A 23,920-nucleotide genomic window follows, 5' to 3' on the forward strand; every position below is an offset into this window, starting at 1 on the left:
TAGCAGGAATTAACCGTTATATAACAAGCGCATATTGTCAGATCCACCATCGACAAATTGGCTTACATCATCTGCCATTTCTGGCATTTCTTGTAAAAATTCACACCAAATATCAAAAATGGCCTTACTGTGAAGGACTGCTTCGGTTTCTTCTTGATAGGTATAAATCGATTTAATGATGGCAAAAGCAGAATAGGTAAAAGACCCTACAAAAATATCATACAGATGATTATGAATAGTTGTTTTTAACAGAAACAAGGTTCGATACTGTGTCCAAAATAACCTACAAACATCTTCACGAGTACGAATACTTTCATCCCAACCTTGCTGTAAAAACGCAACAACTTCGTTAAAAGCATCTTTAGAAATCAGGCTATTAGTGTCTGTACTTGTAATCTGTTCAGGGGCTTTATCAAAAAAAGTCGTGTATAAAACATCTAACACTTTTTCTTTATTAATATCTGGATCCAATATCATAGCGTCTTCAGGCTGAACAGGAATGCTCCCTTCAATCTTGGCGCCATCAGAAAGGTTATAGCAGGTAAAACCTTTTTCTCTATGAAGCTGTTTAAGCATTAACTCCAACTGCACTCGAGAAGCATCCATAATATTAGTCGTATGAACTTCTCCACCAAAGTTGCCAGGTCTAGCGACTAACTTTTCTTCCATAAAAGTTTGAAAACCCGTCTCTTTACCGTCTTTACCGTAGTAGCCACTATGTTTAGAGTGATGCACTGTTTTGTCTTTAAAGCCATTATCCACCCCAGCGAAGTAGACATTTTTAAAGCCAAATAAGTTAACAAAGGATAATGCAAGGTTTGCAACAATGGGACCTGAGTGATTCATTTGGACGTATTCGCTAGTATCACCACTTGCCCTTGCTTTGGATAAAATCAAAGAGGTAATGGCTTCGCCAGGCTTTAACCCCATCCCACTTCGTTTAAAATATTTAAAGAAGTCAGGATGCATTACATCCACACTTAAAGCCAAAATATCTTCAAGATAGTCCGCCTCAAGAAATTCGAACTTTTGCGCAGTATGTATCATACGTTCAACATCAACATGCATGTCTGGTTTAATGCCCAAACGACTCAAAGTATTGATGGTCGTACCACAACAAATGAATAAGGCTTTGTCTTTGACTTCACGAATCAGTTCAATCGAATTATCTAAAGACGGGCCATTACCTAAAATAAAAACAGGGATATCTTTCATCCAGTTTGGTAAAGCTTTCGCTGTACCTGATTCATCTCGGGTAATGCGTGCTAACTTAGATTTGGGCAAAGATTTTAAACCATGGGCAAGCCCCATCAAGGCATCATCGAAAAAGCCCCAACCCATTATTTGAGTAGAGTAATGCTTAACAAAGTAGTCTAAAGCGGCTTGGATCTCAGGGCTGATATAGGCAACATGAAGGTAGGTCATACCTGCCATAAAGTGGCCATTTTCAGTTAATTGCTGGGCGTACTTTTGGCTAAGTTCTTTTGGACTCAAACCAATAATAATATGAATAGTTTTGCCGTCTTGATTAAACTTATCAAGAATACCACGCCAATCTATCGCAAAAAGAGAGTAATAAAAAAGATCCGCATCCGCTTCGTAAAGATATAAGTGCTTTACCTCTTTAAGGCTTAAAAAAGCCTCCAGCTGATAACCTAATTCAATACCAAAGAAAAATACTGAACCTGCAAAATCAGGGATCTCAGTAAGAGGCGTCAAACCCTCAATCCCTTTATCCAACTCATCCTGAATCAAATTATTATAAAACACATGCCTAGCAGGATGATCTTTACTGCGAGTAATATCCAATACAGTTTTGTTGGGTTCTGCAATTACCTGTTTTATCTTAGCGAGTGCTTTAGCCTTCACATCGCCTTGGTAAAGAGGCTTCTCAGGAGCTAAATCAATATTCAAGTCACCATTTTGGTCAAGAAACAGCTCTTGATTCTTTGGCGTATAAGCCTGAAAGCTCTCATATATATGCGGCATTATTTCAGCAAGTGCCTGCATATTCTGCTGAAAACGTTGGGTGAAAAAATCATCTTTCTGCCTCAACGCAGCCAGTCGTTCTTCTTTTAAGCGTAATCTTGCTTCGATTGAGGCGATTGATTCATTTAGTTCATCAGACATTAGATGAAACTCCCTTGTACTGTTTAATGCTTTTTCTCGCATGCTTAGATTTACTAAGAGCGGCTTTAAGTTTGTCACGAGCATCTGTAATCAAAACTTGAGCGTCATCATGACTTTTTTGAAATCTTTTTAGGGCAGGGAGATCTTTTTTTTGCGAGGGTTCATTTTCTTTTATGAGTGCCACACCTTGTTGGCATAATGAAAGCACTAGAGTGATATCCACTTGCTCAATGGCACGGTCAATATCGTTAGAAATAGCCTCTAATGCTTGGTGATATTCCATATATTAGCCGTTTCCTAATCGTTCATTCTCTTTTTCTAGGTAGGCTTCTTGCTTATCAAGCTCTGAAATCTGATCCCAAGCGCCTTTAATCTGAAGCATTAACCCCATAACTTCATCAATAATAGAGTTATCTAGTTTTGAACTGGCTTCAGTAATTCTAAAAGTCATATAGTCATACAGAGCATCAAGGTTATCCGCAAGCTCTGGATTATAAGATCGATCAAGAGAGTCTTTTAGGGCATTTATAATTTCAATAGCACGAGTTAATACGTTTGCTTTTCCTTCAAGGTCACGTCTTTCTATACAACCTTTAGCAAGCGCTAATCTTTCAAGCGCACCTTGCATCAAAAGTTGAATGATACGGTGAGGATCTGCACCGGCAAGGTCAGACTTTAACGAATCTTTTTTATAAGCCTGAATACCCTTGTTTACGTACATACATTAACTCCAATTCTTCTAGTCTATTCTAATGCAGATAACTGACTACGTAAGTAGGCACCACTGGCATTCATTTCAGCAATGGAACTATCAAGTGAAGAATATTGTTTACGCAATGTTTTTTCATATTGTTCCATTCTTAAATCAAATGCTTCTCGTGACTCATCATTAGAAGTAATTTGAGACTGAATGGAATCTTCTGTACTGCGAAATAGTCCACTTGCGCCCATATAGGGTTGCATCAACTCATCAAAAGCTTTTGCAACACCGCGCTCTCCAGTAAACATATCGGCAAAATTTTTAAAACCTGAACTAATTGCGTTATCTAATTTATAACTATCGACTTTTATCAAGCCACTTCTTTCTACTTCTATCCCTAAATCGAACATGGTTCTAAATTCACCACCACCTTCGAAGGTTCTACCTAAGGTACTGACAAGGGATGATTCTAAGTTTCTTAACAAACTATTCCCCTGTAACGTGCCACCCATTTGAGTTAAATCATTAAAGGTAGACACCATTTTATTATAGGAGTCAGTTAGGGTCTTAATAGACTCTTTAATTGTTTCTGAGTCCGTAGAAATAGAGGCGGCAACTTGTCCTTCAGTTTTATTCAAAGCTTCAATTTCTAAACCTTGAACCGCTTTATCAAAGGTATTGTTGTCTCCCTCAATCTCAACACCATCTACATTAATGATGCCATTTTGAGCAAACTGAGTTGAAATAAGATTATCTGGAATCATGCTTAAGTTATTTTTTGTCGATTTAAGCAGATCAGTATATTTTTGAGGAAGCGATGCGAAATCATAGCGGGTGTCTGTGCCCATGATATCGACGAGTGTTCTTTCATTAACCGAGATATTGAGATCGTTCCCATCACCGGTTTTATCAGATTCAATAATAAGGCGAACATCGCCTTCACCAGTATCGATAATACTGGCTGAGATACCAAAGTTTTTTTCAGCTTGAGCTATGATGCCTGATAATTCAGCTAAGGTGGTACCACCATCAAGATTAATGGTAAAAGATTCATTGCCTGCGGCAAATGTCATGGTGCCGCCTAATGCAGTTAAAACATCATCAGGGGATTCAAACACATTGGGTAATAGTTCCATCCTGCTACCAGATGCAACTTGATCAACGCCTAAGCTATATTGCCCGTTTCTAGCGCTGCCACTTGCTTCAACAGCTAAAGCATCACCCGTATCGGGTTGCTCAATATCTGCAATCCGACTATTAAACAAACGAGGGTCATTTACTTTTTTAACGGCCTCATGAAAAGAAAAGGCAACTGACTCAGCTGAGCCAACAGCTGAAAGCTCAACAGATAAGTCAGATATTTTCTGCTCATAAGCAGCGATTTTAGAGTCTCTTTGAGAACTAACTAGTCCAGAAACAAGAGACTCTAAATCCATACCCGAACCTGTACCTAAGGCTCCCACACTCATACAATGCCCCTACATTTCACATTAAATTGCTATACTTCTCTATTAACTAATGCACCCTTAATGTCACCTAACTCACTCAATAAAGCTTGAATTCGTTCTGACATCTCAACAAACTCTTCAGTAGGTATTTGCCTGACTAATTCACCTGTTTCCTGATCAAGTACTTTAACAACATTATCTTTGCTTGCGCCTGAAACATCAAAGGAAAGCTTAATATTTAGTTGTGCCATACTCTTAGTTGAGTCCATTAATTGCTGAAAGTCTACTTTTTCTCTTTTGTCCCTCACTTCCCTTTGTTTGTTTCTAGCGTCCGCTTGAACATTTTGACTTTCATTAAGAGGAGTGACTGTTTTCGTTTCCCGCGTTTTTTCTTGCGCAAAGCTCTCGGTTCTAGCATGTTGAAGCTGCTGCCCAACACCCAGATCTATGGAGTTTTTAAATAAATCACTCGAACCTATTGCCATAACTACACCCTCCAAAACCCAAAAAGCTGAGGTGGCCCCCAGCTTTTATCACGCACTGAATTAGCCTAATAGCGATAATGCAGTTTGCGGTCTTTGGTTTGCCTGAGACAAGATAGTGGTACTTGCTTGTTGCAAGATTTGGTTACTTGTCAAAGTAGCTGTTTCTTGTGCGAAGTCAGCATCACTGATACGAGATTTCGCGCCTTCAACATTCTCTTTAATGTTACCAAGGTTACTAATGGTTGAACTGAAACGGTTTTGAACCGCACCCAATTCAGCACGCTTAGTATCAACCGCGGCAATCATACTACCTAGCATTTCAATCATACTTTGCGCATTGGCAACGGATGAGATAGATGCAGTAGTAGAAGTAACAACGGTAGTACCCGCAGCAGAAGAAAGGCCTTGGACATTAAATCCACCTAATCCTGATACATCAACACTGTTGTTTACACCAGCAGAAGCCAAAGAGAAACTGATAGTTTGCTGAGCATCAGCACCGACTTGGAACACACCAGAAGAATATGAACCGTCAAGTAGATTCTGTCCACCAAAGGTAGTATCAGAAGCAACACGGTCAATCTCTGTGGTTAAAGCCTTGATTTCTTGTTGTAGCGCTAATCGGTCTTCATCGGTGTTTGAACCGTTTGCAGACTGAATTGCCAAAGTACGCATACGTTGCAACATGTTTGTTGTTTCGTCCATCGCACCTTCAGCAGTTTGCGCCAAAGAAATACCATCGTTTGCATTTCGAATAGATTGGTTTAAGCCGTTTGTTTGAGAAGTCAAACGGTTAGATATTTGCAAACCAGCTGCATCATCTGCAGCACTGTTAATACGTTTACCCGATGCCAAACGTTCAAAAGATGTATCCAAGTTATTACCTGAACTGGATAACTGACGTTGTGCATACAAAGACGTTGTATTTGTATTTACATATACAGACATTATAGCCTCCTAGTTTCGCCTAATTGTTTACCTGCCAGGTAAACGCTTTTTTCCGATATTGACCACGTGTCGCCAAACACGATTCCAATAATCGTAAAACCTCTTAAAATTGTTTTCGGCGTAAAAAGAGAAAGCTTTAGAAAAAAAGAGACTTTTTTTTCCTAAACCGGAAATAAAGCGCCTCAAGAAAGGCAAAAAAACACCTCTTACCTATATTAATCAATAAGTTAAAAGGTTTTTTTATTTTAGAAAGAAAACGAAAAAAGACTAAAACAATCACTTGTTCTAGCTTTTTATTATCTGTTTTTATTGAGCAAACAATTACGAAAACCTTTGTTATTTTGGCATAGTGATTGCTTATAAATATATGTGGGACTGCCAATCTCACAAAAAAAAGCCAAACACTTCGAATGTTTGGCTGAAATCACTTCTAGGAGAGAGAAGCGATATTTTCAAGTGCCATCGCCAAACCTCTTGCCTCCGGCATTTGAAAGTCCTTCGTAGAGCGGCCTGATCAGCCGCTTTTTTTACGCCATTAACAAATCAATGGCTTGCCAATCACTTCTTAAAAAGAAGCCTTTAGTAAACCCTCTTAGCCTTTGCCAAAAAGCCAAAAGTGACTTTGCTTACTTATCAACCTTCACCAATAAACCTCTAGCTGATAAGCCCTTCGCAGAGCAGCCTAACTAAACTTTAAAATTGGTTAACCTTATATCTAAGGCTTATTAGCCCCCTAGTAGGGACATCGCAGATTGTGGTCTTTGGTTTGCTTGTGACAAGATAGTTGTACTTGCTTGCTGGAGAATCTGATTACTTGTCATTGTCGCTGTTTCTTCAGCAAAATCTGCATCACGAATACGTGAACGGGCACCTTCCACATTTTCTTTGATATTACCCAGGTTACTAATGGTAGAAGAGAATCGATTCTGTACCGCACCAAGCTCAGCACGCTTGGTATCTACAGCAGCAATCATGCTACCCAACATTTCAATCATACTTTGCGCATTGGCAACAGAAGAAACGGATGCGGTAAGGGAAGTAATAATTGTTGTGCCAGCTGCAGTTGATAGGCCTTGTACGTTAAAGCCACCGGCCGCTGAAATATCAACACTATTATTAGTACCACCACTTGCCAAAGAAAAGCTGATTGTTTGACTCGCATCAGCACCTACCTGGAAACTACCGGTAGCATAAGTACCATCAAGTAAGTTTTGTCCACCAAATGTAGTGGTATCAGCAACACGATCTATCTCAGTTGCTAACTGCGCAATCTCTTGTTGAATCGCTAAACGGTCTTCATCAGTGTTCGAGCCGTTAGCAGACTGAATTGCCAAGGTACGCATACGTTGCAACATATTTGTAGTTTCATCCATCGCACCTTCAGCCGTTTGCGCTAGGGAGATACCATCATTTGCATTTCGCATCGCTTGGTTTAGACCGTTTGTCTGAGATGTTAAACGGTTAGATATTTGAAGACCGGCCGCATCATCTGCGGCACTGTTAATTCGCTTACCAGACGCCAAACGTTCAAAAGATTTATCTAGTATATCACCTGATGTACCCAATTGACGCTGAGCGTATAATGACGTTGTATTTGTATTTACATAAAGTGCCATTGCTTTCTCTCCTAAAACAAGATATTCACCCAACAACCTTTGGTATTATTTAATTATTTGGTTGTTTGCTTGATATATTAGTTATCGTCTTTATTAGATTTTACTTTAGTTTTTTTTATTATTTTTTTAATAAGTTTTTAAACTCAATCATTATATAAATTAAGAGGGATAGTACTTATCGTTCAATATCAAAAAAGCTTTAGAGTTATTTTTAAATAAATTTAAAAATAAAATTAAAACCATTAAAAACAACAACTTAAAAAATAAAGACAAGCAAAGGGATAAAGGGATAAAGGGATAAAGGGATAAAGGGATAAAGGGATAAAGGGAATAGTAACTTATAAAAGAAACCCTCCCTATATAAACAAATAGTCTTTCATTTTTAATTTGATATTTTGTGCAGCAATGATTTTTTTAATAGATACATCACCAGCTGTAACTTCTAGGTCAATATCTTGAGGCACCATAGCAGTTTGCTGCTTAGATAAATAAACCTGCCTAATAAGTTTTGGCATTAACGCTTTATTTAAAGTAATAACAAATCCGACACGCCCATTGGAAAGCTCCACACAGGTTCCGATAGGAATACGCCCGATACACTGAATAAACTGCTTCACGAGACTCTTATCAAATGCTAGATCAGACTCACTGGCAATTTTCCTACAAGCCTGAGCTGGACTCATTGGCTTTTTATGGGACTGAGAAGATGTCATTGCATCATAAGCATCAACAATGGCGGCAACCTTGCCGTAAATCGAAATTTCCTCTCCAGCTTTCCCATTAGGGTAACCTGTGCCATCAATTTTCTCATGATGATCATCTACCATTTGATAGACTATTTTAACTAACCAATCTGATGCTTTAATGGCTCTCATACTAAAGTTAATATGCTTTTTAAACATCTCAAATTCAGAATCAGTCAACTTACCCGCCTTATTAATCATAGGTGTCGGCAATTTAAAGCGGCCAAAGTCAAATAATAGCCCACCTATTGCAATTGCCTTAATATAGGCATCAGACATATTTAACGTCGTTGCAAAGTGTATAGATAACACACAACAACCAACGAGGTGCTGCACTAGATAAGTCTCTGGTGAACGTACGAAACGCAAGCACAAGAGTGCACTAGGATTTCGTTTATAAGACGCAATTAAACGATTCACCAAGTCAGTGATCACAGACTCTTCAAAAGGCCTACCTTGCTTAAACATTACAACTTGTGATTCTACTATGGCGATCGCATCCTCATATAAAGGTAATGCATCTTTGATTTCATCATTAATAGTGACAACACTGGCTTTTTTTTCAGCACGTGCCATTAAAGATCTTTGACGTAAGGACAAGCCAGTTCTTGGTTGGTTTGCATTAGGTGAAGCACTTTCTGATGTGTCACTGGAATCGCTAGAGTCGGTATCAGACTGAGGCTTTATTTGCTCACCATGCTCGTTTAATTTACCTTCTTTAAAATCAAGAATGTAATCACGAGTATAGTCATTAAGGATATTTCGAAAGTGCTTAAAAGCACTTTGACCTTTTTCATAACGGGTTCTGACATCCCGAGAATCATAGCGACCATCAAGCTTTCGAAGGCTTTTGACAGATTTTCCCACAGCGACAGATAAACAAACCTCTAACAGGCGTTCTTGCGCATCATATAAACGGTCTTTGGTATTGGCTATGACATTTTTATCATAAAAGTAAGGATCATAGGGAAGAAGGTTAGAGGCTAAAGCAGGTTTCACGCAGTCCAATAGCATTTGACGCTTAACAATAGAAACAATTCTGTGCCTATCCCCATGCAGTTTTGTAAGACGCTTTATTTTTGATGTAGAGGTTATTTCGGACTCAAGTTGAAGCACTTGAATAATCTTATCAATTTCAAAGTAACTAAAATTAATATCTATTCCAAAACAACGCTCAACATCAAACTTTTTCATAAACCTCTACTTACTACATAGAATCAAAAAGAGACAAATTAGACAAACGATTAAACAGCTTCTGTGAAGAGCTAATGGCAGCTTCTTCTTGCGCTAACTCTGATGCAGCTTCTGCAATATCAAGTCCAGCAATCTCATCCTGAGCAACTCTATTAGAAATAGATTTCATTTCTCCATATGACCCCACCTGAGCAATGGTATTAAGGTTCGCTCCCACCTCGGATCTTGCAGTATCAACCGAATTCATCGTGTTTCGCACACTCACACTGGCATCACGCAAAGCGGCTTTTCGCTCATAAAAACCGGTTTCAGGATTTAACAATACTTTAAGCGTTTTATTCATTTCATTTAGTACGTTATCACGTTCAGGTTTATCGAATGAAATGACACCTGTTGTTCCCGCAGCCCCCTCTATTGTGAGGCGCATGCCAAACATATCAATAGGTTTACCGGCTTCAAATGGACCGCTTGCGACAACCTCTCCTGCCGAGTTTGTCAAAGCAAAAGTATCACCTAGGCCAGCCCCAGCAACTGTCGTAAACGCAAACACATTCTGGGTAGAATCAATCGCACTGTAATTCTTTTGCAAGAAGTCATCATACACGTCTTGATCTGCAACTTCAGTTCTGACATCAGCCTCACCTACCAAAGGCAAATAACTAAAATTATTACGCGTCCAAACATCTTCAAAAACAGTTTTACCAGAGTCCGCACCAGATACTGTCACATTATCAGATATCTGTAATTTTTTACGGCCTTCATCACCTGCAAATTCATAGCGGCCGTCCGGTTTCAGTTCAAATGCCGTACGTGTTGACTCATGCCCTGAAAAAATATGATTCCCACTAGAGTCTGTTGAGTTCATCAAATCAGCAGCGGCCAAAGTTAGCATTTGCAATTCTTCCGCAATCGCCCCTAGGTCATCATCACCATAGGCACCATTTTCTGCTTGAATTAAAAGAATATTGGCGCGATTAAAGATGTCAGTTATACCATCAAGCACAACCTCTTCATATTCAAGGCTATTTTTAGCCATCACCGCATTCTCAGAATACTGATCAAGCAAAAGGTTAACAGCCTCATAACGCATGACTTGAGCAGCACCAACAGGGTCATCACTGGCTTTCATGATATCCGTATTCTCAGCAATACGTCTTTGCGTATGCAAATACCTTTCATTTGATTTAGTCAAATCGGTTAACGATTGGTCATAGATAAAATTATTAGAGACTCTCATATCATTTACCTAAGCGAATTTAATAGTGTTTGAAAGCTTTTCTCAGCAGCAGAGATTACTTGAGACGATGCGGCGTAGGAGTTTTGATAACGAATTAAGTTTACCGCCTCCTCATCTAAGCTCACCGCTGAGACTTCATCTCTTCGCGCAATACTTTGCTCCATCATCACCTCACTCGACTCCATATTAGTTTTTGCGGTATTTGTTAGATTACCAATACGTGCCACTGTTGAAGTATAGGCATCTGCAAAGCTCTGACTGCCTGCGACTAAAGATTTGTTTTGTAAATCAGCTAGCGCACGACCATTATAATTATCATGTCGACCAGACTCATTAAAAGAAATAGTAAAAGTATCACCTGCAGCTGGACGGCTCGATAAAGATACATCATAACCTGATTCGTCTAACCCAGCCTGAGCCAGTAAATCCACATAGGTCTCAGCACCAGCAACCTTAGCCAATATCAAACCATCTTGGTCCAACACATCAAAGCTATCTTCACTAGTAAAGCGAATAGCTTGAGGAGCAAACTGATATAAACCACCCTCAGGGTCAAATGCAGAAAAACCTGCATCAGTATTTGATACAGATGAAATTGATATTTTCGCATCCGATAAATTGTCTGAGCTATTCCCAACTTGAATAGGCGCATTCATAGCTAAATCATCTCCACTGGTTGAAATAAGCGTGATATTCGCTGCAGCAAGACTTGTTGGAGAAAATTGAAAGGTATCCCCAGGGCGAAAGCCGATTTTTTCATCGGCCTGTAAATTAAATTCGAGACCAATTCCAGGAATAGAAAAATAGCCATCAGGCGTTCTTTCCACCTGATTCATATCATAAAATTGCGCAGGTGCTGTTGAAGAACCATCAACATCATAACTTCTTAGCTCAAAAGAAGTTGACGACGTCATAATAATTTCATAAGTATCAGTCGAAATTTCAGAAGCCTTACCTTCTTCCACTCTGACATCAACCTGATGAATCAAACTTGAGTTTTTTTGACTTTGACTCACTTTAATTTCAGCAAGGTCAAAAAGGCTTTTACCATAATTTCCATTTACATCTAAACCTAAACGGTTTTGTTGGTTCACACTATCCGAGATAACGATCGCCTGCTGCCCTAAATTCCTATCTAACTCTTCTAAAAAGTTTGCCCGGTAGTCCATCAAACCACCAATAGATCCACCCAAGTCAGTCGTATCGATACCCAACTCATATTCTTCAAAATCCAACACTAAATCATAAGTGGTTGAATCATATTCACTTGGAGACAGACTGAGTTTATTGACGCTATTTTGTAAGACTAATGGTTGACCATTACCCAGCTGCAGTTCCATCAGATCGTTATCATCATAACTAATTTTAACGTCCAAATACTCACTAATTTGACGCGCTATCTCTTCCTGACTGTCTCTTAGCTCATTCGCTTTAGAACCACCGACGGTCTCTTGAACAAGTACCTTTCCGTTCAAATCAGCAATTTGAGAAGCATATTCGTTAATAATATCAACATTGGATGTTAGCTGTTCATTCACTAAATTCGTTTGATCTTGAGAGAAACTAGCTAACTCATTAAAGTGACTAACTAGGTTTTTTAAATCGGTATGCGCTATTTTTCGTGTACCTATATCCGTTGGGTCACTATTCACCGACTGCAAAGAATCAAAAGTATTATTTAGGTAGGTATTTAAAGAGGTCGCTTTATCTGAAAAAATTTCATCAGCAATCGTACCTTGCTGATAGTAGCTTTCGAAGTAATTAAAATTAGAGGTGTCCGCTCGCATTTGAGTATTAACAAACTCATCAACAACTCTTTTGGTCGAGCCAACCTGCACACCACCATTTTGTAAAGTAGACAGATTAGTTGACTGACGATTATAACCTTCAGTATTAACATTAGCGGTATTTTGACCGGTTGTTACGATCTGGGCAGAGCTTGCCAACACGCCAGATAAGCCAATCGAATAAAGATCGCCAGCCATTTTTTTACACCTCTAAGTCAGAACTAAACTATGACTAAATAATATTCCTATTTAGTTTATATCGACTTATGATGCAAAAACTTGACCAAAAATTGAGAGCATTAGCATTTTTTATTAAAGTGACTTAAACCAATCACTTTCAGCAATCCCTTTTATTTTTTCACTATATTTAGGGTCAGTCGCATAACCTCCTTGCTGCAGGTTAGCGGCAAATGTTGACACATCATCACCCGCACGTAAGGCATCTTTATACCTATCACTTGAACTTAAAAAGTCAGCATAATCATTAAAGCTGTCAGAAAAAGAATCATAAGCGCGAAAGGGAGCCACTTGCTTTTTCGCAATACCATCCTCGTATTCTAACGTTGTGACTAGCGCCCTCTCTCCCTGCCACCTAGCATCTGCTTTAATACCAAATAAGTTATAACTTGCTGTGCCATCATTTTTTGCAATGGGATACTTTCCCCAGCCCGTCTCAAGCGCAGCCTGAGCCAAAATAGCTTTTGGATTCACACCTAATTTTTCAGCAGTAGCTTGCGCATAAGGCCAAAGAGACTGGATAAATTCACTGGGTGATGCAAAGGCAACCTCTTGAGCAGAGACAGGAGCTTGATCCGAGTTTAAATCTAACTGAAGATTCTCAATAATTTTTGATAAGTCGATATCTTCATTTTTCGAGGCAACTTGAGCTTGGGAAATTAAATCATTAGAAGCATGCTTGGCGAGCATTTGAATACGAGCAAGATCTTGAGTTGCAACCTGATTTAAAAAAGCGGTTTCTGAACCTGGCCTTGCCGTATTAACAGAACCTTGTCCCTGAAATTGCCTGATAAGTGCATCCGCAATCCCCATTCCACCCGCTTTAGATAAGGACTGTGACATCTGAGAGTCGAGCATCTCTTGGTATTGTTTTGACTCATTACTGGAAAATAAGTCCGATCCAATCGCCTCATTTGATTGACGCATATTCTTTAACATCATATTGATAAAGATGGATTCAAATTCTTGTGCAACTTTTTTTAAGGCTGCCTCAGGGTCCTTCTTAGCACTGGTTTTTAATTTAGCTAAGGCCGTAAAGTCAGCATAGAACTCATTTGAACCAACTTTATTCATATCAACATCCAGCCATTTTATATAGTGAAGAGCCTATACTAATCAAAAAGAATCAATTAGATAACCACCAAATCTGCGTTAATTGCTCCTGCCTGCTTAAGGCCTTCCAAAATAGCCATCACATCTCCAGGCGCTGCCCCAACCTGATTGACTGCACGAACAATATCATTCAAAGAAGCACCAGGGCCAAACAAAAACATATGACCACTATCTTCATTAACGACTATTTCTTCTCTAGGAGCATAAATCGTTTCTCCACCAGTCAATGCCGCTTCGACTGCTGCCTGATTCAAGGGAGGATTTTTAATGGTCACAGTCAAGCTACCATGTGTCACAGCAGCAGGAGAAACCTTTACATGCTGACCGATAATGATGGTGCCCGTACGAGAATTAATGACAATTTTTGCCCTCTCTTGTCCTAACTCAACTTCAAGATTTTCCAGTATTGATAAAAAGGTTACCCTTTGGCTAGGATCTCTTGGTGCAGAGACACGAATAGAGGTTGCATCCATCGTCTTAGCAACACCTGGCCCCAATAAAGCATTAATGCTATCAGACACCTGCTTTGCCGTTGTAAAATCTGGGCGATTCAAATTAAAGGTTAAAGTATCACCTCGATTAAAACTATTAGGAACGGTTCTTTCTACACTAGCGCCATTAGGAATACGCCCTACAGTGGGTATGCTCAATGAGGTTTTAGAACCATCATTACCTTGCGTCCCTAAACCACCAACCACAAGATTTCCTTGTGCAATTGCATAGACTTGGCCATCAGCACCTTTCAAGGTAGATAACAACAAAGTACCACCTTGCAAGCTACTAGCACTACCAATAGAAGAAGCGGTAATATCAATTTTTTGCCCAGGCTTTGAAAAAGGAGGTAAGGTCGCCGTTAGTGAAACCGCCGCAACATTTTGAGAGTTGGCATTCACACCTTCAGGTAGCACAATGCCAAATTGAGCCAACATACCGGTAAAACTCTGATCCGTAAAATTACTGTTATCACCTGTACCATTAAGACCAATCACCAAACCATAACCAAACAATTGGTTATCACGCACACCTTCAACAGATGAAATATCCTTTAGCCTATCGGCATTAACAAGCCCTGATAGCAAACACACACACACCAATAGCCAATATTTCATTGTTTTTAATCCAAAGCTCATAAAACAGAATTAATTCGGTACAACGCCACGATTCAAGAGACGTGTTACCCAACCTTGTTCACTACCTGAGGCGATTTCACCTGATCCAGAGTAAGTAATCCTAGCATCAGCAACGCGAGAGGAGTCGATCGTATTATTCGGCTTAATATCCCGTTTTCTAATAATGCCCGTCAATCGGATATACTCATCACCACGGTTCAGTGTTACCCACTTTTCACCACGAATTGCGAGAACACCATTTGGATAAACATCATAAACCGTCACAGTAATAGTACCATTTAAGCTATTACTCTGATTGGCACCCGCGCTACCGGCAAAGTTTGTTCCCCCATCGGGCAAGACAGAGTCTATATTTACCTCAGTCCCAACAACTCTTGGGTTCTGCACCTCTGCAGATGAAGACTTAGAAAGTGTTGCATCATTAGACTTACTTGAGCTCGTTGTCTCACTTAAGTTAATGGTTAGTATATCCCCTACCCTACTTGCGGTTTGGCTACCAAAAAACACATCACCCATACCCACTTTATAAATCCCACCTGTCACATTTTGAGCAGGTTGAGCCTCATACTTGATAACAGGCGCATAATAAGGATCATCGGATCTTGGGCCATAGTTCATATCTGGCGCATTAAAAGGGTCGCTTTCTTCTGGTACATAAGCATGCTCAGGAGCAGGTTCAAATACTTTTTCAGGCTCTTCTTCCTCAATCACTTCTTCGGTTGGAGCGTCTTCTTCTACGACCTCTTCAACAACGGGCTCCTCAACAGCCTCTTCTGCTGTTTCTTCTGGCTCCCAAGAAGCACAACCCGTTAAAAAGAGAACAAATAAAAGCGCAAATCGAACCATAGCCATATGAATTAAACCTAAAGCTGCTGAATAACAAAACTCATCATGCCATCTGCTGCTGAGACAACTTTTGAGTTCATTTCATAACCACGCTGAGCAGTAATCAAGCTAACCAACTCCTCAACAGAATTGACATTTGAAGTCTCCACCATATTCTGCCTAACATTGCCCAATGCAGATGTACCAGGCACATCAATAATGGGCGCCCCACTGGCTGAAGTTTCAACAAATAAATTTTGACCTATGGATGACAAACCTTCAGGGTTAATAAAGCCTGCTAAAGAGAGCTGACCAACCCCTTCACTTTCGGACGCACCCTGCCTCACAATTGACACTGTGCCATCATCACCTATGGTGACAGACATAGCATCTTGTGGAATCGTAACTTGAGGCTCAACCAAAAAACCAGAAGAGGTCACAAGGTCTCCCTCAGAGTTCAACTGAAACTGTCCATCACGGGTATAACCCATATTGCCATCAGGCATTAGAATCTGGAAAAAGCCCTGCCCCTGTATAGCAACATCAAGATCACGGTCAGTAACATTATAATCGCCTTCTGAGAAGTCCTTTTGCGTAGCAGATACCCTTACACCCGCTCCCATTTGAAGACCAGAAGGTAATTGCGTGTTTTGAGACTGTAATCCGCCTGGTTGCTGCACTGTGTGATAAAGCAAGTCTTCAAAAACGGCTCTGTCTTTTTTAAAACCTGTTGTTGAGACATTTGCTAAGTTGTTGGAAATAACAGACAGCTGTTTATCCATCGCAGATAAACCTGTTTTACTGACCCATAATGCTGGATGCATATTACACTCTCTTCTAAAATCTGTTTCTTAATATAAAACTAGGATTAAGCATTTCTCTGCAAAATACGGGCCGACGCATTACCATTATTTCGCACCGTATCCATCACTTTAATATTCATTTCAAATTGACGAGATAAACTCATTATTTTAGTAAGCTCTTCAACCGCACTCACATTACTACTTTCTAAAAAGCCAGACTTAAGCGCTGCGGTGAAATCCTGCTCAAAAGGAGTACCCGCCTTTGCCCTAAGCAAACCGTCTGTCCCTTTTTCAATCAATTGAGTATCTGGATTAACCAATTTAATCTGACCAATTGTGGCCACTTCTGCTGCAGAGCCCCCCTCAGGGACAATGGAAATAGTGCCATCCTCTCCGATTGAAATTTTATCGATAGGAGGCAAAAAAATAGGCCCTCTAGCGCCCATAATAGGCAAACCACTGCCATTCACTAATTGGCCATTAGCCGTAATTTGTAAATCACCAGAACGGGTATAAGCTTCTGCACCTTGGTGATCTAATACAGCAATAAAACCATCCCCTTGCATAGCAATATCCAAAGGACGATCGGTTTGTATCAAGGCACCTGATTCATAACGTGTAGCAGGATTTTCAGTCATAGAATAGACACGACTAGCGTAGTGCTCACCATAAACGGGCATGGCCCTAGCTTGCTCAAAATCAGCCCTAAAACCAGTAGTATTTACATTCGCAAGGTTATTTGCACGAACGGTTTGGGCATGCATTATCTGCTTACCACCACTCATTGCTAGATACAGGGCTCTATCCATTCTCTGCTCTCCAAATAAAAAGACTACACTTAGCATTCAAACATCATGCCAAGTGTAGCCCGCCCCTTTTATTCGGATAAAAGCCTAGTAGAAGATACTAGGCTTAATCACTATTACCTGAGGTTGATAATAGTTTGTGTTACTGTATTTTCTGTTTCCAATGTTTTCGAGTTTGCCTGATAGTTTCGCTGAGCCTCTATCAAAGCAACCAGCTCAGAAGTTAAATCAACGTTAGATTCTTCAAGTGCAGCACCCTGCACACTTCCTAAGGTTCCGGTATTAGGCTTACCAACATTCGCTTGCCCTGAGTCTGAACTTGCCACCCAAGACGTATCACCCGAAGGTGTTAACCCATCTGTATTATCAAACGTTGCCAATGCAATTTGCCCCAACACAGAAGTCTGCTGGTTAGTATAAGTCGCAATCAGAAATCCATCTTCATCAAACATTACACCTTGTAATTCACCTGCTGTGAAACCGTCTTGCATAAATACGTCACTACTGCTTAGTGCGAACTGGGTTGAGCCATTCATATCAATAGGGATAACCGCTTCTCGGTTAGTCGGATCAAACCCTTTAATCTCTAATGTAATAGGCTGTGTAACGGCAAAAGGCGGAAAGCCCTGTGCAACACTAGAGATATTACCTGCCGTATCAAAGGTAACCACGACATCATCTGGAATATAAGAGGTCATTTCACCCGTAATAGGATCTTCATATTCGGTTTTACCATCTACCGTTACCACCATTTCGAAGGTGTTATTCTCACCTTGCTTGATAAAGTAGTAACCCAGCGTATGCTCTTCACCTAAGGCATCATATAGTGTTTTGGTATTACCATAGGTATAAGTAGCAGGATCAGATGGGTCAAACGCTTCTCGTGCAACACTAATAGGCGAAACAACATTTGCTCCTTGCATAGTGTCAGTAATCGCAACTCCATTTAATGTTCCTGTAACCGCAATCGGCGTCTGAACTAGACCTGTTACACCCGCTGTTGTAGGCTTAGCAGCCCCCATATACAACAATTGAAAAGGATCTTCAGGTATACCATCCAAGTTAAAATCTTTACCTTCTTCAGGACCATTAAAGGTTACATATTGCTCAGGAATCCAAGCAGCCCCGGTATCATCAGTGGCCGCACCATCAACACTGGCATGAACTTGATAGGTATTTGGTAGATCTGATTTAGCATAGTAGTAGGTAACAATATGATTATTACCGGCAGCATCAGCAACAGCCTGAGTCTGGGTAAAGTCATACGTTTCTGGATCGTTTGGATCAAAGTCTTCCTCAATAAAAGGAGGAACATCATTCGACTCTGAATCTAAGTTTATCTGGAGTTGAATATCAGATGTCGCCTGCGGGGCAATCCTATCAGTAGGAACCTGAAGGTTTTCAAGGTTACCACCAACAATACCGTCTACAGCATTATAGCCCTCAACATTTGCGCCATCATTAGTCACCAAAAAGCCATCAGCATCTAGCTTAAAATCACCTGCTCGAGTATAAGCCTGAGTACCACCTAAATTTAAAACAAAAAAGCCTGTACCATCTACAGCAAGGTCTAAGTTGTTATCTGTATAGGCAATATTACCCGCCGAAAAAGCCTGGGCGATATTATTAACACTCACACCAGAACCAATTGTATTGTTACTACCTGCACCAACAACACTTGTATTGTACAAGTCACCAAATTCAATTCGTGACTGCTTAAAACCCGTTGTATCCGAGTTAGCAATGTTGTCACCGGTAACGCTTAGCGCATCGGCAGATGCCTTAATACCAGATAATGCTGTATTGAAACCCATAACCCTCTCACTTAGCCAACTATATCAAGCTCTTCAGTTAAACCAATTTTACCCACGCCAGAGACATTCAACTCTGTACCGTTCGGACCACTAATCGTTACACCTTCAATTTTCGCTGGCAGCATTGTCATCAAAGATGTTTTAACACCCTCACCATCAATCGAAAGCGCTTTAAAATTATATTCACCGGCAGCTAGCGCATTACCGTCATTATCTTTTCCATCCCAAACAAACGACTCTTCATTTACACCCATTTCACGCACCAGCTCACCATCCGCATTCCTAATTTCTAATGTGGTTGACAAAGAAACTTCAGGAATCGTCATTTTAATCGGCACAGTTCCGCCCTCATCCAATGATGCTGTATTCGTATTTGCCATAATTTTCTGACCCACTAAGGTGGATGCTGAAATTGCTTGGCTCGACGTCAAAGCACTTGTCATTGACTCTAACTGAGTGGAAATCGTTGAAAGCTCTTCCAAAGAGCTCATTTCTGCTATCTGGGATACCATCTTATTAGTATCTTGTGGATCCGTTGGATCCTGAGCCTTTAACTGCTCAATATAAAGCGTCATAAAGACATCGGTATCTGTTAAGGCCTTCGAATCTTCTTTAGCCTCAACATCAACACCAGCCTTAACCTTGGCATTATCTGTACCATATTGAGAAATAAGACCACTTAAGCCAGCATCAAAATCTGCCATAATCTACCTCTACGCCTGACCAAGAGTAAGCATTTTTTGCATCATACTCTTAGCAGAATTCATCACTTCAACGTTAGTTTGAAATGACCTAGATGCAGACATCATATCAGCCATTTCTTCTACAGGATTCACATTAGAATAGTAGACATAGCCGCTTTCATTCGCCATTGGGTGATCAGGTTCATACCTTGGTTGCAATGGTGCATCAGACTCAACAATCCCCTTAACTTCAACACCCACACCCGCCCCAAACTCATCATTTGAAACATCATTCCAACCATAACCTCGCATAGATTCTTGCATCATGGTTGAAAACACAGGTTTTCTTGCTCTATAAGTCTGGTCTTCTGAACTTGCAACTGAGTCAGCATTAGCAATATTACTTGCCACTGTATTTAAGCGAATTGTTTGAGCACTCATCGCCGACCCAGAAATAGCAAAAATGTTATTTAAAGACATGCTTATCGGCCTCCATTAAGGGCTTTTTTCATTGAACTTATTTTCCGGTCAAGAAACATAAAACTGGTATCAAATTTAAGAGAGTTTTGCGCAAATTCAGCTTGCTCTCTTTGTAAATCGACCGTATTCCCATCAAGGGAAGGCTGTGAAGCAACTCGATAAAAAAGACTTTCCTCTTCTTTAATTGATTTTGTTGCCCGTTCAAAATGTTTTGTGTTAGTGGAACGCATTTTTAAAGCATCATTTTGAGCTTTTGACATAGCAGAAGAAAAGCTAATATCCCGCGCCTTATAGTTTGGCGTATCAGCATTCGCTATATTGTTTGCAAGAACAGCAGAACGATCACTTCGAAATTTTAAAAATTTATCATGACCGGCAAAAGCAGATTCAAACGATATAGCCATGTACGCGCCCCAGACTTCTTACAATTAAAAGGATTCTTAGTAAAAGCAATTATGATGCCAACTAAAAAAAACACATCAAACACACTAAATAGGGGGCTTGTATTAACAGCAGGCGAACGAAACGGCAAAAAGCGGCAACAAAAAGAAACAGCAGACACGGCAAAGGAAAGAAGCAACAAAAAAAGGCCAGCTATTTCTAGCTGGCCTTTTCAGTAAAGACTAAAGTCTATTTAACACGATAAACAATACCAGGATGGCACTGTACTATCTCAAACATATCAGACAAACCACTAAGCGCCTCTGAGCCACCTAGAAACAAATAACCACCTGGATTCAAGGCTTTATGCATTCGAGTCAAAATATCTAGTTTTAATTCAGCCGAAAAATAGATAAGAACATTACGACAAAAAATAACGTCAAATTTACCCAAAGCATTGTAGCTTTCAATCAAGTTCAAATACCTAAAGTCTACACGACTACTGATGCTTGACTTAATTTTCCAAGACCCATTCTCAAGCTTATCAAAATACTTATTCTGTCTATCAACTGCCAAGCCTCTAGCAATAGCAAGGTGATCATATTCAGCCTGCTTAGCATGGGCCAAAATATTAGTACAAATATCTGTCGCTATAATTTTCTCCCCAGCTCTTAAAGAGCCAGGATTTACAGCTTTATACTCATCAATAATCATACTGATCGAGTAGGCTTCTTGCCCTGTTGATGCTGCAGCGGACCAAATCCTTAATGCCGTTTTATTCTTTTCAGGTAATATCTTTTCTTTAAGAATCTTAAATGGATGAGCATCTCGAAACCATAGGGTTTCGTTCGTGGTCATCGCATTAATTACTTCTTCTTTTAGTTTCGCATTGCTAAATTTTTTAAGCGCTTCAACCAGTTGCTCTAACTTGGTGAACCCCTCTCTCTCTAACAACTTACCTAAACGACTCGCCACGAGGTATTGCTTATTATCACTAAGCAAAATGCCACAGGCTTTTTCTAGGTAATTGCGAAAATGTTCATACCCCTGAGGAGTAATAGCATTTGTACTACTTAGCATCTAGCCCCCGACACCATATCCTTCCAATTCAGTTAACAGTGCAAAGGTTATGCCCTTACACTTCAACTGGCTTCAACTTGCTTTTCAATTGCCTCAATCGCAATTTTAGCTAATTCATCAGGTTGGAATTTTGCCAAAAAGCCATCCGCGCCAACTTTTTTCACCATTGCTTCGTTAAATACACCACTTAACGACGTATGCAAGAGGATAAATAATTCTTGTAAACGAGAGTCATTTCGAATTTCTGTTGTGAGGGTATAACCATCCATTTCAGGCATCTCTATATCAGAAATAATCATAGAGAACTCTTTGGTTACATCTCCGCCGTCATCCGCCATGTTTCTTAAGAAGTCAATTGCCTCTCGACCATCACACAAAACTGTCGTTGCAAAGCCTACATCTTCCATACAGCGCTTAATTTGTTTACGCGCCACACTGGAATCATCAACGATCAAAATGTGATGTTTAACAGCAACAGATTGGAAGTCGTCAGATACAATACCGGATGAAATATTTTGTTTAGTTGGTGCAACTTCAGAAAGAATTTGCTCTACATCAATAATTTCAACCATTTCCTTTTCAACCTGACAAACCGCTGTTAAATAGTTGTCATTTGACAAACCTTTAGGCGGTGGCTGAATGTCACTCCAATTCATATTAACAATACGTTCAACACCTTTTACCAAAAAACCTTGAATACGTCGGTTATACTCGGTAATTATGACAAAGCATTGATCAATATTTTCAATTGGACTCGCACCCGTCGCCAAACCTAGGTCAAGAATGGGTATTGTTCCACCCCGAATATGAGCAACACCACGAACAACAGGGCTACTATGCGGCATGCTTGTCAATTTAGGGCATTGCAAGACTTCCTTTACTTTAAAAACATTAATTCCATACACTTGCTTTCCATTCAAGCGAAATAGCAATAACTCAAGGCGGTTCTCCCCAACTAGTTGGGTACGCTGATTAACGCTTTCGAGAACTCCGGCCATAAATGCCTCCTACTTGTGATGTCTCAATCTAAGTTTAAAGTCTTAACTAGAATATATCGTCCAATGATAGAGTGAATTCTGTTATTTTACTAATCCCTTATGGTGCCACTTTTAAATTTTTATGGAAATAACAGTACTATGAAGCGATACAAATTACTTTCTATCATATTCGCTTTGGTAAATTGCAATGTTTTTGCTGCATCGACCGAGGAACAAATTAATTTTTACATTAAAAACGTTGAGCTGCCAAGGCTAGCATCAAGCTACCCCAATGCAGAAATAATAATCAATTTAGAAAACAAAAGCGGTCTCAATTATCTGCCCAAGTGCGAACATGACATAACAGTCAAAAACCAAAGATTAAATTCTAAAAAAAGAACAACTTACGCGATATCCTGTGATCAACCAGTATGGCAATCATTTCTGCCTGTGTCGCAAAAAATCTTAGTTTCTGCGGTTAAAGCAATTACACCCATCAGACGAAAACAAACAATCAATGAGAGCAATACCGTCATAGCTAAAGTAGATTTAACTCAAGTAAGAGGTCAGATTTATTCTCCCAATCAAGCCCCTTATGGACTCATTGCAAAACGTAACATAAATATAAATACCTTTATAACCAAACAATTAACAGAGCTACCAATTATCGTTAAAAGGGGTCAAAACATCCTTATTTCAGCCCAGAGTGGGCAAATTAATGTAAGAATGAACGGCATTGCCGCCGAAGACGGTACATTAGGACAACAAATTAAAGTAAAAAACATAAGCTCTGGTCGTTTTGTGTACGGTAAAGTTGTCTCTGAGGGTGAGATTCGAGTAAACTATTAGTAAATCAGGTTAGGCTTTAAAATTACTTTGTATTTATTTATTAAATACCTAAAGTTATAGGGAAGTGTGCCGATTAAAATGTTAGGCAGGTAAAAAGTTTTAGGCAAAACTTAGAGGCGAACAAAATGGCATTTAATATCAATGGGTATGGCAATCAACCCAGTGTGACAAAAAACGACAGGCTACAAAAAGCTGACGACGAACAAAAGTCGAGTACTTCTATAACCGCTGAAAAAAGCGGAACACTTGCTGACGACACAGTAAAGTTAAGTGGTGCAGCACAATCAATGCAGACTCATCAAAGCAAAATTCAAAATATGCCAGATATGGATATGGAAAAAGTGGAGCAAATTAAGCAAGCCATTGCTGCTGGCCAATACAAGGTCGACTCTGAGAAACTAGCAAGTAATATGGTTGCTATGGACTCAATGTTTTAGCCTAATATAATAAGCCT

23 protein-coding genes are annotated in these 23,920 nt (G+C 39.8%); 2 read left to right on the plus strand and 21 right to left on the minus strand.

All coding sequences use genetic code 11. The features are described 5' to 3' along the window. Nucleotides 1-9: 9 nt before the first annotated feature. From MED121_RS20135 to MED121_RS20235, 21 genes are all read right to left on the minus strand, one after another. Nucleotides 10-2,130, minus strand: a complete 2,121-nt coding sequence (locus MED121_RS20135; protein WP_009835622.1) for a 6-hydroxymethylpterin diphosphokinase MptE-like protein — start codon at nucleotides 2,128-2,130, stop codon at nucleotides 10-12. Further along, the gene (locus tag MED121_RS24485) at nucleotides 2,123-2,413 is read right to left on the minus strand and encodes a hypothetical protein (protein WP_009835623.1); all 291 of its coding nucleotides are present in this window, start codon (nucleotides 2,411-2,413) and stop codon (nucleotides 2,123-2,125) included. The genes MED121_RS20135 and MED121_RS24485 overlap by 8 nt, the downstream gene beginning before the upstream one ends. Nucleotides 2,414-2,416: 3 nt before the next feature. Then, nucleotides 2,417-2,851, minus strand: coding sequence for a flagellar export chaperone FliS (fliS, locus tag MED121_RS20145; RefSeq protein WP_009835624.1), 435 nt, complete (start codon nucleotides 2,849-2,851; stop codon nucleotides 2,417-2,419). 23 nt (nucleotides 2,852-2,874) lie between these two features. Next, nucleotides 2,875-4,299 (minus strand): flagellar filament capping protein FliD, encoded by a 1,425-nt coding sequence (fliD, locus tag MED121_RS20150; RefSeq protein WP_009835625.1) that lies wholly within the window; start codon nucleotides 4,297-4,299, stop codon nucleotides 2,875-2,877. A gap of 29 nt (nucleotides 4,300-4,328) precedes the next feature. Then, entirely contained in the window at nucleotides 4,329-4,763 is a 435-nt protein-coding gene (locus MED121_RS20155) for a flagellar protein FlaG (RefSeq protein WP_009835626.1), read from the minus strand. Nucleotides 4,764-4,823: 60 nt separating this feature from the next. After that, a complete protein-coding gene (locus MED121_RS20160) occupies nucleotides 4,824-5,711 on the minus strand; it encodes a flagellin (RefSeq protein WP_009835627.1) in 888 nt (295 codons plus the stop codon). Between the two features lie 725 nt (nucleotides 5,712-6,436). Continuing rightward, nucleotides 6,437-7,327: a flagellin gene (locus MED121_RS20165; RefSeq protein ID WP_009835629.1), complete on the minus strand. Its 891-nt coding sequence runs from the start codon at nucleotides 7,325-7,327 to the stop codon at nucleotides 6,437-6,439. Between the two features lie 356 nt (nucleotides 7,328-7,683). Continuing rightward, on the minus strand, nucleotides 7,684-9,264 hold the full coding sequence (locus tag MED121_RS20170; RefSeq protein ID WP_009835630.1) for an HD domain-containing phosphohydrolase: 1,581 nt from the start codon (nucleotides 9,262-9,264) through the stop codon (nucleotides 7,684-7,686). 13 nt (nucleotides 9,265-9,277) lie between these two features. Next, nucleotides 9,278-10,501, minus strand: a complete 1,224-nt coding sequence (flgL, locus tag MED121_RS20175; protein ID WP_009835631.1) for a flagellar hook-associated protein FlgL — start codon at nucleotides 10,499-10,501, stop codon at nucleotides 9,278-9,280. A 5-nt stretch (nucleotides 10,502-10,506) separates the two neighbouring features. Further along, complete coding sequence (gene flgK / locus MED121_RS20180; protein WP_009835632.1) at nucleotides 10,507-12,486, minus strand: flagellar hook-associated protein FlgK; 1,980 nt, start codon at nucleotides 12,484-12,486, stop codon at nucleotides 10,507-10,509. Between the two features lie 114 nt (nucleotides 12,487-12,600). Next, the gene (gene flgJ, locus MED121_RS20185) at nucleotides 12,601-13,599 is read right to left on the minus strand and encodes a flagellar assembly peptidoglycan hydrolase FlgJ (protein ID WP_009835633.1); all 999 of its coding nucleotides are present in this window, start codon (nucleotides 13,597-13,599) and stop codon (nucleotides 12,601-12,603) included. A gap of 56 nt (nucleotides 13,600-13,655) precedes the next feature. Then, nucleotides 13,656-14,747 (minus strand): flagellar basal body P-ring protein FlgI, encoded by a 1,092-nt coding sequence (locus tag MED121_RS20190; RefSeq protein WP_036181284.1) that lies wholly within the window; start codon nucleotides 14,745-14,747, stop codon nucleotides 13,656-13,658. 30 nt (nucleotides 14,748-14,777) lie between these two features. Next, the gene (locus MED121_RS20195; RefSeq protein ID WP_009835635.1) at nucleotides 14,778-15,620 is read right to left on the minus strand and encodes a flagellar basal body L-ring protein FlgH; all 843 of its coding nucleotides are present in this window, start codon (nucleotides 15,618-15,620) and stop codon (nucleotides 14,778-14,780) included. Nucleotides 15,621-15,631: 11 nt separating this feature from the next. Next, on the minus strand, nucleotides 15,632-16,417 hold the full coding sequence (gene flgG, locus MED121_RS20200; protein WP_009835636.1) for a flagellar basal-body rod protein FlgG: 786 nt from the start codon (nucleotides 16,415-16,417) through the stop codon (nucleotides 15,632-15,634). A 44-nt stretch (nucleotides 16,418-16,461) separates the two neighbouring features. Further along, nucleotides 16,462-17,205: a flagellar basal-body rod protein FlgF gene (gene flgF, locus MED121_RS20205; protein WP_009835637.1), complete on the minus strand. Its 744-nt coding sequence runs from the start codon at nucleotides 17,203-17,205 to the stop codon at nucleotides 16,462-16,464. 113 nt (nucleotides 17,206-17,318) lie between these two features. Then, nucleotides 17,319-19,016 (minus strand): flagellar hook-basal body complex protein, encoded by a 1,698-nt coding sequence (locus tag MED121_RS20210; protein WP_009835638.1) that lies wholly within the window; start codon nucleotides 19,014-19,016, stop codon nucleotides 17,319-17,321. Between the two features lie 11 nt (nucleotides 19,017-19,027). Continuing rightward, on the minus strand, nucleotides 19,028-19,720 hold the full coding sequence (locus MED121_RS20215; protein WP_009835639.1) for a flagellar hook capping FlgD N-terminal domain-containing protein: 693 nt from the start codon (nucleotides 19,718-19,720) through the stop codon (nucleotides 19,028-19,030). Between the two features lie 9 nt (nucleotides 19,721-19,729). After that, entirely contained in the window at nucleotides 19,730-20,179 is a 450-nt protein-coding gene (gene flgC, locus MED121_RS20220) for a flagellar basal body rod protein FlgC (protein ID WP_009835640.1), read from the minus strand. Nucleotides 20,180-20,181: 2 nt separating this feature from the next. Then, a complete protein-coding gene (gene flgB / locus MED121_RS20225) occupies nucleotides 20,182-20,583 on the minus strand; it encodes a flagellar basal body rod protein FlgB (protein WP_009835641.1) in 402 nt (133 codons plus the stop codon). A gap of 226 nt (nucleotides 20,584-20,809) precedes the next feature. Continuing rightward, entirely contained in the window at nucleotides 20,810-21,640 is an 831-nt protein-coding gene (locus tag MED121_RS20230; RefSeq protein WP_009835643.1) for a protein-glutamate O-methyltransferase CheR, read from the minus strand. Between the two features lie 62 nt (nucleotides 21,641-21,702). Beyond that, nucleotides 21,703-22,638, minus strand: coding sequence for a chemotaxis protein CheV (locus MED121_RS20235; protein ID WP_009835644.1), 936 nt, complete (start codon nucleotides 22,636-22,638; stop codon nucleotides 21,703-21,705). 138 nt (nucleotides 22,639-22,776) lie between these two features. Between MED121_RS20235 and flgA the strand changes: the two genes are divergently transcribed. Beyond that, the gene (gene flgA, locus MED121_RS20240) at nucleotides 22,777-23,466 is read left to right on the plus strand and encodes a flagellar basal body P-ring formation chaperone FlgA (RefSeq protein WP_036181287.1); all 690 of its coding nucleotides are present in this window, start codon (nucleotides 22,777-22,779) and stop codon (nucleotides 23,464-23,466) included. Between the two features lie 125 nt (nucleotides 23,467-23,591). Further along, complete coding sequence (flgM, locus tag MED121_RS20245) at nucleotides 23,592-23,903, plus strand: flagellar biosynthesis anti-sigma factor FlgM (RefSeq protein ID WP_009835646.1); 312 nt, start codon at nucleotides 23,592-23,594, stop codon at nucleotides 23,901-23,903. Nucleotides 23,904-23,920: the final 17 nt, after the last annotated feature.

This window comes from Marinomonas sp. MED121 (genome assembly GCF_000153025.1).
Taxonomy (GTDB): domain Bacteria; phylum Pseudomonadota; class Gammaproteobacteria; order Pseudomonadales; family Marinomonadaceae; genus Marinomonas.